The sequence below is a fragment of the Gluconacetobacter takamatsuzukensis genome, assembly GCF_014174275.1.
Taxonomy (GTDB): domain Bacteria; phylum Pseudomonadota; class Alphaproteobacteria; order Acetobacterales; family Acetobacteraceae; genus Gluconacetobacter; species Gluconacetobacter takamatsuzukensis.
Window position 1 is genome coordinate 128,846 of record NZ_JABEQK010000001.1, and the last position, 12,786, is coordinate 141,631.

Genomic DNA, 12,786 nt, shown 5'->3' on the forward strand with positions numbered 1-12,786 from the left:
AGTCCTGGAGGAGTTTCCCGGCGTGCGGGAAGCTAGAGCAGGCCGCCCTGTGCCGCCGCGACGACCTCGCGCGTCAGCGCGTCCAGCAGGCGGGTGCCGATGCGGGCATGCTGCCAGTAGAGCGGCACGTCCAGATGGTGATTCGGCGTCAGGCTGATCAGGCCGCCGGTTCGCAGGTGCGTGGCGACCAGGGGAATAGGGTTCATGCACCAGCCCATTCCTGCCAGGGCGGCGTCGATGAAGCCGTGCGTGGAGGGAATCCAGTGGGTGGGCATGTCCGGTTCGTGCCCGAACAGGGTGCGGGCCCAGCGGGCGTGCAGATCGTCCCGCCGGTCGAAGCGCAGGACCGGGGCCCGCGCCAGGGATGCGGCGTCGACACCCCTGGCAAACCACTGCGCCACGAAGGCGGGCGAGGCCGTGGCGGCATAGCGCAGGGCGCCCAGCGGAACGGTGCGGCATCCCTGGACGGGCGTGTGGTCGGTAGTGACGGCGGCCAGCACATCGCCCGAGCGCAGGCGTTCGGCCGTATGGTCCTCGCCCGCGATCACCAGGTCGACCAGACGGTCGCCCCGCCCGGCAAAGGCGGCGATGGCGGGAATGAACCAGGTGGCCAGGCTGTCGGCATTGACCGCGACGCGGATCGTCGGCGGCCCGGATTCGGCGATCTGGCTGGCCAGTCCCGGCAGGGCGGAGGCCATCTCGCCCTCCAGCAGGCGGACCCGTTCGACATGGGCGCACAGCCGGGCGCCGATCGTGGTGACGCCGCAGGGCTGGCCGCGGACGATCAGCACCGCGCCCAGGCGGTCTTCCAGCGTGCGCACGCGCTGCGACACCGCCGAGGCCGTGACGCCCAGCGCCGCCGCCGCGCGGTCGAAACTGCCTTCGCGCGCGACGGCGGCGACGGCGGCCAGGGCGGCGTAATCCAGCATCCGATTTAGCCTCTCTTAATCCGGTGAAGAGAATTAAGCTGGATTACGCGATCGTCCACCGGCATGGAAGCGGCCATGTTGATTCCTTCCGGCTTTGCCAGCGGGTTCGGCCTTGCGGCCGCCCTGATCGTCGCCATCGGCGCCCAGAACCTGTTCGTCCTGCGTCAGGGATTGCTGCGGCGGCATGTCATGCCCGTGGTGATGTTCTGTACCCTGTCCGACGTGTTGCTGGTTTCGGCCGGTGTGCTGGGGATGGGCGTGATCGTGCAGAAAATGCCCGCGCTGATCTGGGTCATGTCGCTGGGCGGCGCGGTGTTTCTGGCGTGGTACGGGCTTGGCGCGCTGCGGCGCGCGTTTGCCCCCGCCGCGATGGTGGCCGATGGGGGCGGCGGGACGGACAGCCTGGCCGGTACGCTGGGGCGTGCGGCGGCGTTCACGTACCTGAATCCGCATGTCTATCTGGACACCGTGCTGCTGATGGGAGCGGTGGGCGGCGGCCTGCCGGGGGCGGCGCGGCCGCTGTTCGTGGCCGGGGCGGCGACGGCCAGCGTGCTGTGGTTCACCGGCCTGGGATTCGGAGCGCGCCTGCTGCGCCCGATCTTTGCCCGCCCGGCCGCGTGGCGGGTGCTGGACGGGATCGTGGCGGCGGTGATGCTAGGGCTGGCCGGCATGCTGGCGGTGCGCGGGCTTGGCGGCGCGGCGCCGTATCTGGCCACGTGGCACTGGCTCTGAGAGCCTGCCCGTAAATGCGGTCTGGCGGCGATCCGGCGCGCGTTTCCTGCGCGCCGGTGCTCACGGCCACATAGGCCGCTCCACGCCTGTTTCCATGCTCTTCGGGCTGGTCAGGCGCGATCATTCTGTGCTCCGATCGCTGCATGATCGTCCTGTGACGGGGAGTGCGCACGGATGCCTGTCCAGCCATCGGGGCCGTGGTTTGCCGCGCGGCGTTATGGGGTGGGTTCGGGCCTGCCCATCGCATGGCAGGGCTGGGTGACGCTTCTGCTGTTTTTCGGGACGGTCCTGGCCGTTTCGGTGCTGCGGGTCCTCGTGCATTCCGTCATTGTGGTTTTTGCCGAAATCGTCATCATTCCCGTCCTCCTGGCTGTCTTCCTCGTGGTCTGCGCGGCGAAGACGGAGGGGGCTGGAGGTGGCGCTGGGGTGGTGACGACGCGTGACAGCGGCAATGCCGCGTTGGCGGATGCGATGCGGGACGGGGCGATTGTGAGCGGTGCCGGGGCCGGCATGGAGACGGCTGTCGCCACCGGTCCGGCTGGGACCTATGGCTGGCGGCCGGTCGTCATCATGGCGCTGCTGTTCTTCAGCATCGGGTTCGTCACCTGGCTGAACGGGCCGCTGATCACGTTCGTGCAGCTTGCCTTCAGCCTCAGCGACGTCGCGGCCTTTCTTGTCCCTTCATGCTTCTATCTGGCCTATTTCGTGTTTCCCCTGCCGGCCACGCTGCTGGCGCGCCGGACCGGGCTGAAGGCCGGCATGGCGATCGCGCTGATGGTGATGGCGGCCGGCACGGCGCTGTTCGGGGAATGCGTGACCGGGCGCTGGTATCCCGGCGCGCTGGCAGGGTTGGGTGTGATCGGGGCCGGCCTGTCGCTGTTGCAGGTGACGGTCAACCCCTATGTCACGCTGCTGGGGCCGCATGAGCGCGCGGCGCAGCGGATCGCGATCATGGGGACCGCGAACAAGTTTGCCGGCATCCTGGCGCCGCTGGTCTTTGCCGCGCTGGTGATGCGCGATATCGGCGGCATCGCGACGCTGGTGCAGGCCGCGCCCTCGGCGGCGGCGCGGGATGCCGTGCTGGTGCATTTCACCCGCGCGGTGCATGTGCCCTATCTGTCCATGGCCGTGCTGCTGATGGTGATGGCGGTGTGGATCCTGCGCTCGCGCCTGCCGGAGATCGCGATCGGGCCGGAGGTATCCGGGCCGGAAGACGCCCGCGATGGCGGCCTGTTTCTGCTGGCGCTCGGCGTATTCAGCACCTTTCTGTATGTCGGGGTGGAGGTCATGGCCGGGGATGCGATCGGCCTGTATGGCCGGTCCTTCGGCCTGTCGCTGGATGTGACCAAATATTTTACCGCCGTGACCCTGGCGGCGATGCTGGCGGGATATCTGGCCGGCATGCTGGTGGTGCCGCGCCTGGTCTCGCAATTGCGCTACATGGCGTTGTCGTGCGCCATGGGGCTGGGCCTGTGCGGGGCGGCGTGGATGACGACGGGGCTGCCTTCGGTATTGTGCGTGGCGCTGCTCGGCTTTGCCAATGCGATGATCATGCCGGCGCTGTTCCCGGTGGTGATGCGGGCGATGGGGCGGTATGCCGACCATGCCGCGTCGTTGCTGGTCATGGCATTCTGCGGCGGCGGCGTGCTGCCGCAGGTCTTTGTGCATCTGGCGCGACTGAGCGGGGCGCATGCGGCCTTCGTTGCGGTCGCGGCGCCGGCCTATCTGGTCATTCTGGTTTATTGCGGCCTGATGTTGCGTCATGACCGCCGGGCGGCGGCGGTGGCGTGACCTCCCGATAGAACGGGGCGACCGGCTGGACGAAGAGCGCGTCCCGGGCCCTGGGAATCCAGACCCGGTGGCGGCGGAAGAATTCCGCGCCCAGCAGGCTGTGGTCGGTCTGGCCCACCGTCAGGACGGGATTGGAGAAGCGGAAGGGCCCGAGTTCCAGACTGTCGAACCGGTGCAGGAACCGGGTGCCTTTTTCGTCGTCGATTCCGTAGCCGACGCCTTTGCGGTCGCCGGTGAGGTCGGATGTCCTGACGCCTGCCGCGGCGGCATCGTCGGTGGAAATCAGCGTTCGATGCGCGCCGCTGTCGAGAATCGCGTCCATGCCATGGCCGTTCAGCGTGACGTGGACGATGATCTTGGTCTGGTCCCAGCCGTCATGATTGATGGGGACCTTATAATAGGCCCCGGTCCAGTGCGGGATGGCGCCCTTGCAGCCATGGACGTCGTACAGATTGACCCGATGGTTCGGCAGGTCGAAGACGACATCGTAATTGGACAGGAAGTCGGCCCCCAGCAGCCCGACAATGGGGCGGTCGCCGATCATGTGGCCGTCCAGCAGCGTGCCCACGGAGACGAACGATACGTCCGACGCGGTCGCGCTGCCCAGGCCGAGGGTGTGGGCCGTGACGATCGTGCCCGTGGTCTCGCCGCCGACGCCGCGGAGGTGGACCTGCCGGGAACTGGCCTCCAGCCCCAGCCTGTCGATCTGCTGCGGCCAGATGCTGGTGATGACGGCGCCGGTATCGACGATGAGCGCCACCGGATGGCCGTTGAGGGTCGCCTTGACGATGGGCGAGCCCTGCGTGTTCAGGACGTTCAGGTCGCCGACCGAAGCGATGGTGCAGGCGCCGTCATCGGCGCAGGCGCTGAGGACGAAAGGGGTGCAGAGCAGCAGCCCACGCAGGGATCGGAACATGCGGTCAGGTTAGGACGCGCCGTGAAATCCTGACAAGGCGCCAATCGGGACGGGCTGCGCCTTCAGCGTTCCGCATTGCCTGCCCGGGCGAACCAGGGGACCATGCGCCGCAGGGCCTCTTCCAGCCGCTCGGTCGAGACCGCGAAGCTGAAGCGCATGAAGCGATTGCCTTCGACGGGGTCGAAATCCAGCCCGGGCGCGGTGGCCACGCCGGTGTCGGCCAGTAGCCGGGCGCAGAAGGCCAGGCTGTCATTCGTCAGGTGCCCGATATCGGCATAGATGTAGAAGGCGCCGTCGGGCGGGGCAATGCGTTCGATCCCCAGTTCCGGCAGCCGTTCCAGCAGCAGGTCTCGGTTGTGGCGGTACATGCGGACATGGCCCTCCAGTTCCTCGCGGCAGTCGAAGGCCACCAGGCCGGCATGCTGGCTGAGGGAGGGCGGGGTCAGGAACATGCTGCCCACGCGCGCCTGCACCGCCTCGACCAGCGAGGGGGGCGCGACCAGCCAGCCCAGGCGCCAGCCGGCCATGCTGAAATATTTCGAGAAGCTGTTGACCACCAGCGCCTCGGGCTCGTCCTGCAGGATCGAGCGGACCGGCCCGATATAGCTGAGCCCGTGATAGATCTCGTCCGAGACAATGCGGATGCCGCGTTCGCGACAGATATCGACGATGGCCCGCAATTCGGCGTCCGACAGGATCGTGCCGGTGGGGTTGGCCGGGCTGGCGAGGATGACGCCGTCGGGCGGCGGGTCCAGCGCCGCGATGGCGGCGGCCGAAAGCTGGAAGCGTTCGGCGGGGCCGCAGGCGATCTCGACCGGTTCCATATACAGGGCGCGCAATGTGTTGCGGTAGGCGACATAGCCCGGGCGGGCCAGCGCGACCCGCGCGCCGGGCCCGAAGGCGCTGTTCAGCGCCAGGACGAAGGCCGGCGAGGCCCCGCAGGTCAGCCAGATCTGGTCGGGCTGGACGGTCGCGCCATAGGTTTCCAGATAATGGCGGGCGATGCGGGCCTTCAGCGGCGCGCTTTCCCAGTAGCCCATGGCGTCGCTGTCGAGGATGCGATGGGCCTCGGCGATCGCTGCCTTCGGCGCGCCGGTCGAGGGCTGGCCGAATTCCATATGCACGATATCGCGCCCTTCCGCCGCCATCTGGTGGGCCAGGGTGCTGAGCCCGACGGCATGGAAAGGATCGATGCGGGGGATAGTCATCGGGCAGGCCTCGTCCGGGTGGCAGGGCGACCCTTGTGGGCATAATCGCCATGCCGGCCCCCGGCAAGCTGTCGTGCGCCTGTTCGGCCGGGCCTCTAGCGTGCCCGGCCCAGCCCGCGACCGTCCGCGGTGCGCAGGAAGATGCCGGCACGCAGCCGGCCTTCGATTTCCTCGAGCGACAGGCCGCGCGTTTCGGGGACGAAGCGCAGCACGAAGAGGAAGGCCAGGGCGTTGACCAGCCCGAACAGCAGGAAGGTGCCGCCTGCGCCGAAGCCCTGGACCATCGACAGCGTCGTCAGGGAGATCAGCAGGTCGGCGGCCCAATGGGCGGCCGCCACCAGGCCCATGCCCTTGCCGCGCACCGACAGCGGAAAGACCTCGGCTCCGATGATCCAGATCGTGACCGACAGGCTGCCGACATTCAGTACCGCATAGCCCAGCAGGGCCGCCACCATCAGCAGGGGATGGGGCGTACCCGCGGCCTGGCTGTGGAACAGCTCGGCCAGGGCCAGCAGGCACAGGCTGGCCCCGGGGAGGAACCACAGCAGCAGGGCGCGCCTTCCGATGGCCTCGACCGCCCAGTTGCCGAACAGCGTCGCCACGATGATGGCCACCCCGACCGCGACCGAGGTGAGGAGCGCCGAGCCCTCGCCGAACCCGGCGCCGGAGAAGATGGTGGGGGCGTAATAGAGGACGGCATTGATGCCGCTGAGCTGGCAGAGCAGGGCGACGCCGATCGCGGCCACCAGGGCGGGGCGAATCCACGGGCGGCCGAGTTCCGACCACGGGGCCTGATGGTCATGCGCGTCGATGATGCTTTGCAGTTCCTCCTCGGCCGTGTGGTGGCTGGAGCGGACCCGGCGCAGGACAGTTCGCGCCCCTTCGAAATCGCCCCGCATGGCCAGCCAGCGCGGACTGTTGGGCAGGAATGCCATGCCCAGCAGCAGGATCACGGCGGGAATGATCCCGAGCCCGAACATGAGGCGCCAGCTTTCGTGACGCAGCAGGTAGCCGGCGATGAACGAGACCAGGATCCCGGAGACCACCGCGAGCTGGAACAGCCCCACCAGGCGCCCGCGCCGGTGGGCGGGTGCCAGTTCGGAAATATAGAGCGGTACGATCTGCGAGGCCGCCCCCACCGCCAGGCCCAGCACGAAGCGGGCCACGGTGAGCATTCGCGTGCCGTCGGCCAGCGCGGCCACGAGCGTGCCGATGATGAAGATGGCGGCCGCCACCATCACGGTACGCCGGCGCCCGCAGCGGTCGGACAGCGGCGCCGCCCCCAGGCACCCCACCAGCGCGCCGGCGATGATGGCCGAGGTGACGATCTGCTGCCCGCCGATATCGAGATGGAATTGCGGGGTGATCTGCAGCAGGGCCGCCGAGATGATGCCGGTGTCGTAGCCGAACAGGAGGCCGCCAGCGGCGGAAATGCCCGCGATGACGTCGATGAGCAGCTTTGCCTGCGGATTTTCTTTTTCATTCATTCAATTATTTTATGAAGCGAATTCGGAAAAATCAAAGAAAAGCAGGGAATCCGATGCAAAAAAGACGGTAGTCCGGAACGCGTTTGTGATAATTTCCGGCGTCTTTCAAGAAACTTTCCGCCAATGCGATGCTCAGGCAGGTGGAAGGCAAGAGAAGGAGGGGGCAATACTGGAATGCGCTATCACGCATTTGTGATTTAGCGCGTGGAGGTCGATCGGGAAGTTGCCACGCTGATCGGATCACATTGGCCATCCCGGGACGACACATCGGGGAAACAATGATCAGGAAACGGAAAAAGAATGAACAGCAATAATATCTTCCGGCCTGCGGGTTCAGAAAAAGCAATAACGGGTACCGGCCTGCGCCATGCCGGCAGGGTGCATGCCAATCTTCATGCGCCCGAACTGATCGGGCATGCGATTCGCCGCGAGGAAGGCGCATTGTCTTCCGGCGGGGCGCTGATGGTGCGCACGGGGCTGCATACCGGCCGGTCGGTGCAGGACAAATTCATCGTCGACGAACCCTCGACGCGCGACGGCGTGTGGTGGGGGGCCATCAATGCCGCCCTTCCGCCGGAATCGTTCGTACGGGTCTGCGACCATGTGCGCGGCTATCTGGAAGGGCAGGAGCTGTTTACCCAGGACCTGTATGCGGGCGCCGACCCGGCCCATCGCATCCGTATCCGCCTGGTGACGACCCATGCGTGGCATGCGCTGTTCGCGCGCAACATGTTCATCCGCCCGCCGGCGTCGGAGCTGGCGGGATTCGTGCCGGATTTCGTGATCCTGCATGCGCCGGACCTGGAACTCGACCCCGCCACGCATGGAGTGCGCAGCGGCACCGGCGTGATCCTGTCGCTGGAGCAGCGGCTGGTGGTGATTGCCGGCACCCAGTATGCGGGCGAGATCAAGAAATCGATCTTCACGGTCATGAACTGGCTGCTGCCGGAGCAGGACGTGATGCCCATGCATTGCTCGGCCAATATCGGGCCGGGCGGCGATGTGGCCTTGTTCTTCGGCCTGTCGGGCACCGGCAAGACCACGCTTTCCTCCGATGCCTCGCGCCAGTTGATCGGCGATGACGAGCATGGCTGGTCGAAGGACGGCGTGTTCAATGTCGAGGGCGGCTGCTATGCCAAGGTGATCGGCCTGAAGCGGGAGGCCGAGCCCGAGATCTGGGATGCCGCGCACCGGTTCGGCACCGTGCTGGAAAATGTGGTGGCCGACCGGGACGGCGTGCCGGACTTCATGCATGGCGGCCTGACGGAGAACACGCGCGCCTGCTACCCGATCGATTTCGTGGCCAATGCCAGCCCGGACGGGCAGGGCGGCGTGCCGCGCCATGTGGTGATGCTGACGGCCGATGCGTTCGGCGTGCTGCCGCCCATCGCGCGGCTGACCCCGGCGCAGGCGGTCTATCATTTCCTGTCGGGCTATACGGCACGGATCGCGGGCACCGAGAAGGGGCTGGGCAAGGAGCCGCAGGCGACCTTCAGCGCCTGCTTCGGCGCGCCCTTCCTGCCGCGCCGGCCCGAACTGTATGGCGAGCAGTTGGCGGCCAGCCTGGCGCGGACGCCGGTGACCTGCTGGCTGGTGAATACCGGCTGGACCGGCGGGCCGTACGGGACCGGCCGGCGAATCGCGCTGGCGCAGACGCGTGCGCTGGTCAATGCGGCGCTGGATGGGCGGCTGGATGACGTGCCGTTTCGCGTCGAGCCGCATTTTGGCCTGTCGATCCCGACCCATGTGCCCGGTGTGCCGGACAGCCTGCTGGACCCGGCCTCGACCTGGGCCGAGCCGGCGGCCTATTCCCGTGCGGCGGCCGATCTGGCGGCGCGGTTCGAGAAGAACTTCGAGACCTTCCGGGAGGGCTGCGGGCCCGAGATCCGGGAGGCCGCGATTCGTCCCCCCGCATCGTGACCAGTGCGGGCGGGCCGTGGTTGCGGCCCGCCCGTCGCGCGACAATGTGACGGGCCGTGCTGCCGGACGGCGCCGGTTGCACTTGACCCGGGCCCTTGGGCCCGGACTAAGATCGCTCCGTTCTCCGGGGAGTCGCATGCGAGCGGCTGAGAGAGGGGTGTTTTCCCCCTGACCCGTCGAACCTGATCCGGGTCATGCCGGCGAAGGGATGGGAATTGAGCGCGGCGCTGCGATGTGCCGCCGTCATGACATTTCGCGCCGGCGCGCCCCCTCAACGAGCAAAGAGGACGCGCCATGAACATCCAGACACCTCCCGCCACCCCGCCGCGCCAGCCGACGCGCACCCCCGCGACCGGCGATGTGACCGTCGGGCCGCGTGCCGGCGGTCACAAGGTCTATCAGGGCGGCACGCTGTTTCCCGATTTACGGGTGCCCTTCCGGCAGGTCGACCTGCACCCTACCGCCGGCGAGCCGCCGGTGACGCTGTATGATCCTTCGGGCCCCTATACCGACCCGGCGGCCGAGATCGACATTGCGCGGGGCCTGCCGGCGCTGCGTGCGGGCTGGATCGCGCGGCGCGGCGACTGTGCGGTGGTGGACCAGCCCCGGGCGGTGCGGCCGGAGGATAATGGCGGGGCTAGCGGGGCGACGCTGGCGCCGGCCTTTGACAATACCGGGCGGGTGGTACGGCGCGGCCGGGCCGGCCGACCGGTGACGCAGCTGGAATATGCACGCGCCGGGATTGTGACCGAGGAAATGGAATATGTCGCGATCCGCGAGAACCAGCGCCGTGCGGCGACGGACCGGGTGCTGCGGGATGGCGAGGATTTCGGCGCCAGCATTCCGGATTTCGTGACTCCGGAATTCGTCCGCGATGAAATCGCCCGGGGGCGGGCCGTGCTGCCGGCGAATATCAACCATCCGGAACTGGAGCCGATGATCATCGGCCGGAACTTCCTGGTGAAGATCAACGCCAATATCGGCAATTCCGCCGTGCTGGGCCATGTGGCCGACGAGGTGGACAAGATGGTCTGGGCCACGCGCTGGGGTGCAGACACGGTGATGGACCTGTCGACCGGCCGTAACATCCACAATATCCGCGACTGGATCGTACGCAACAGTCCGGTGCCGATCGGCACGGTGCCGATCTATCAGGCGCTGGAGAAGGTTGGTGGCGTGGCCGAGGACCTGAGCTGGGAGGTCTTTCGCGATACGCTGATCGAACAGGCCGAGCAGGGGGTGGATTATTTTACCATCCATGCAGGGGTGCGGCTGGCCTATGTGCCGCTGACGGCGCGGCGGGTGACGGGCATTGTCTCGCGCGGGGGCTCGATCATGGCCAAATGGTGCCTGGCGCATCACCGCGAGAGCTTCCTGTATGAGAAATTCGCCGAGATCTGCGAGATCATGCGGGAATATGACGTCAGTTTCAGCCTGGGCGACGGGCTGCGCCCCGGATCGATCGCCGACGCCAACGATGCCGCCCAGTTCGCGGAACTGCGCACGTTGGGAGAGTTGACCCGTGTGGCGTGGGACCATGGGTGCCAGGTGATGATCGAGGGGCCGGGCCATGTGCCGATGCACAAGATCAAGGCCAATATGGACGAGCAGCTGGCCCATTGCGGCGAAGCGCCGTTCTATACGCTTGGTCCGCTGACGACCGACATTGCGCCCGGCTACGACCATATTACCAGCGCCATCGGGGCGGCGATGATCGGGTGGTTCGGCACTGCCATGCTCTGCTACGTTACGCCGAAGGAGCATCTGGGCCTGCCCGACCGCAACGATGTGAAGACCGGGGTGATTACCTACAAGCTCGCGGCCCATGCCGCCGACCTGGCCAAGGGGCATCCGGCGGCGCGGCTGCATGACGATGCGGTGTCGCGCGCGCGCTTCGAGTTCCGTTGGGAGGACCAGTTCAACCTTGGGTTGGACCCGGAGACGGCGCGTTGCTTCCATGATGAGACGCTGCCGAAGGATGCACACAAGACGGCGCATTTCTGTTCGATGTGCGGGCCAAAATTCTGCTCGATGAAAATCAGCCAGGATATCCGCGATGCGGCGCGGGGGCAGAATGACGGTGCGGGCATGTCGGCCGCTGAAATCACGGCCGGGCTGGCAGAGATGGGGGAGAAGTTCCGGGCCGGGGGGAGTGCGATCGACGTGGCTGTGGTGGAGTGAGGTTTCTGTTTTTTTTGAAAAAAGAACCAAAAAACTTTTGATCTGTTGAAGGCTGCCCAGGAGGCTTCGTGATTCCCTAAACGGATAAAAGTCTTTTTTCTTCTTTTTCTTCAGAAAAAGAAGATTCTCCTGCCACCGCATGAAACCGTGCGGTGGCAGGGTCCACCTCGTAGGAATCGGCGACCGGATAGGGCGCGCGGGCCAGTGCGTCCACGGCGGCGACGATCTTTGCGGCTTTCACGTCGTCCATCAGCACGCTGAAATTCAATCGTGTCCAGCCGGGCTTGCGCATTTCCGCACCGGACAGGATCGCGGCGCGCAGGGCGTCGGATTCCGTGCGGTCGATCCCCAGCAGCCGGTGGGCGTAGGGGCCGGCGCAGGCGCAGCCGCCCCGGGCCTGGATGCCGTAGCAATCGGACAGCATGCGGGTGAAGAGTTGCTGGTGGAGCATGCTGCCGTGCTGCCGGTCGTGGATCTGCATCGAGAAGATCGGCAGCCGGTGCGTGGCGCGCGGGTTGCCCAGGATCACGAGGTTGGGGTTGCGGTCCCAGACCGCCCGTGCCGCGTGGTACAGTGCGTCGTGGCGGGTATTCATGACATCCTGGCCGATCGCGTCCTTGACCAGGAAGGCGAGGGCGGCACGGATATCGCCAATCACGTTGGGGGTGCCGGCTTCCTCGCGCGTTGCGATGGCGTCGGCGTAATCATGGCCCCAGGGGGAGACAAAGCGTACCGTGCCGCCGCCGGTCACAACCGGACGGCGGAGCGCCACGGCGGCATCGCGGACGATCGTGATCCCCGAGGCGCCGGGGCCGCCGACGAATTTATGGGGCGAGACCACGATGGCGTCTTTTTCCCAAGCAGTGCCGGGCTTCATGTCGATCGGCAGGTAGGGGCCGCCGCCGGCATAGTCCCAGACCGCGAGGGCGCCGTTGGCTTTCAGGAGTGCCGTGACCGCGTCGATGTCGGTGATGATGCCGGTGACGTTGGATGCGGCCGAGAAGGTGCCGATTTTCAGGCGTGACGGGCCGGCTGCCGCCAGGGCGGCCGCGAGATGCGCCAGATCGGGCCCGCCGTCGGGAGCCTCGTCGATTTCGACGATCTCGGCGCCGCTTTCGCGCCAGGGCAAGATGTTGGAATGATGCTCGTAGGGGCCGATGAACACGATTGGCGCGGCACCGTTGCGTATCGCTTCCGGCACGCCCAGCAGGGACACCAGCCGGTTCAGCCCCGCCGTGGCACCGGAGCCGGTGAAGATGGTCGAAAACCCTTCGCCGGCGCCGCATGACCGGGCGATGGCGGCGCGTGCAGCATGGCGCAGGCGGCTGACATGCCGGCCGCAGAACGAGGCTTCGGTATGGCTGTTGGCGTACCAGGGCAGGACGTGAGTCATCACGAATTCCTCGACCTGGCGCAGGGCGCGGCCCGAGGCCACGTAATCGGCGTAGATCAGCGCATGCGTGCCGAAGGGGCCGGGGATGGGGGCGCCCTCGCCGATCAGGCCGGCGCGGAGTCCGTCCAGGCCACCCGCGCGCAGGGACATCGTGAAATCGGGGAAGAGATCCTGTCCGTCGCGCATCGTCGCCTGCCTCCGTCAATGGATGGCTGGAAACTAGACGGGA

At 67.1% G+C, this 12,786-nt stretch carries 9 protein-coding genes and 1 riboswitch; of the genes, 4 read left to right on the top strand and 5 right to left on the bottom strand.

Annotated features, from left to right (window positions below; translation table 11 throughout):
* Positions 1-32: 32 nt before the first annotated feature.
* Complete coding sequence (locus HLH27_RS00595; RefSeq protein WP_182947176.1) at positions 33-929, bottom strand: LysR family transcriptional regulator ArgP; 897 nt, start codon at positions 927-929, stop codon at positions 33-35.
* Positions 930-1,004: 75 nt separating this feature from the next.
* Between HLH27_RS00595 and HLH27_RS00600 the strand changes: the two genes are divergently transcribed.
* Both HLH27_RS00600 and gluP read left to right on the top strand, forming a co-directional pair.
* The gene (locus tag HLH27_RS00600; RefSeq protein WP_182947177.1) at positions 1,005-1,661 is read left to right on the top strand and encodes a LysE/ArgO family amino acid transporter; all 657 of its coding nucleotides are present in this window, start codon (positions 1,005-1,007) and stop codon (positions 1,659-1,661) included.
* A gap of 174 nt (positions 1,662-1,835) precedes the next feature.
* Positions 1,836-3,452, top strand: a complete 1,617-nt coding sequence (gene gluP / locus HLH27_RS00605) for a glucose/galactose MFS transporter (RefSeq protein WP_246375241.1) — start codon at positions 1,836-1,838, stop codon at positions 3,450-3,452.
* On the opposite strand, the gene HLH27_RS00610 is transcribed toward gluP, so the two are convergent.
* The 3 genes from HLH27_RS00610 to HLH27_RS00620 form a co-directional block, all read right to left on the bottom strand.
* On the bottom strand, positions 3,391-4,368 hold the full coding sequence (locus HLH27_RS00610; RefSeq protein WP_182947178.1) for an aspartyl protease family protein: 978 nt from the start codon (positions 4,366-4,368) through the stop codon (positions 3,391-3,393). The genes gluP and HLH27_RS00610 overlap by 62 nt on opposite strands.
* A gap of 62 nt (positions 4,369-4,430) precedes the next feature.
* A complete protein-coding gene (locus tag HLH27_RS00615) occupies positions 4,431-5,576 on the bottom strand; it encodes an aminotransferase class I/II-fold pyridoxal phosphate-dependent enzyme (protein ID WP_182947179.1) in 1,146 nt (381 codons plus the stop codon).
* Between the two features lie 95 nt (positions 5,577-5,671).
* A complete protein-coding gene (locus tag HLH27_RS00620; RefSeq protein ID WP_182947180.1) occupies positions 5,672-7,063 on the bottom strand; it encodes a sugar porter family MFS transporter in 1,392 nt (463 codons plus the stop codon).
* Between the two features lie 300 nt (positions 7,064-7,363).
* Between HLH27_RS00620 and pckA the strand changes: the two genes are divergently transcribed.
* On the top strand, positions 7,364-8,983 hold the full coding sequence (gene pckA / locus HLH27_RS00625) for a phosphoenolpyruvate carboxykinase (ATP) (protein WP_182947181.1): 1,620 nt from the start codon (positions 7,364-7,366) through the stop codon (positions 8,981-8,983).
* Between the two features lie 115 nt (positions 8,984-9,098).
* Positions 9,099-9,210, top strand: a riboswitch (TPP riboswitch).
* Between the two features lie 67 nt (positions 9,211-9,277).
* Positions 9,278-11,164: a phosphomethylpyrimidine synthase ThiC gene (gene thiC, locus HLH27_RS00630; protein ID WP_220790217.1), complete on the top strand. Its 1,887-nt coding sequence runs from the start codon at positions 9,278-9,280 to the stop codon at positions 11,162-11,164.
* Positions 11,165-11,240: 76 nt separating this feature from the next.
* Here thiC and HLH27_RS00635 read toward each other — a convergent pair whose 3' ends face one another.
* A complete protein-coding gene (locus HLH27_RS00635; RefSeq protein ID WP_182947182.1) occupies positions 11,241-12,743 on the bottom strand; it encodes an aminotransferase class V-fold PLP-dependent enzyme in 1,503 nt (500 codons plus the stop codon).
* Positions 12,744-12,786: the final 43 nt, after the last annotated feature.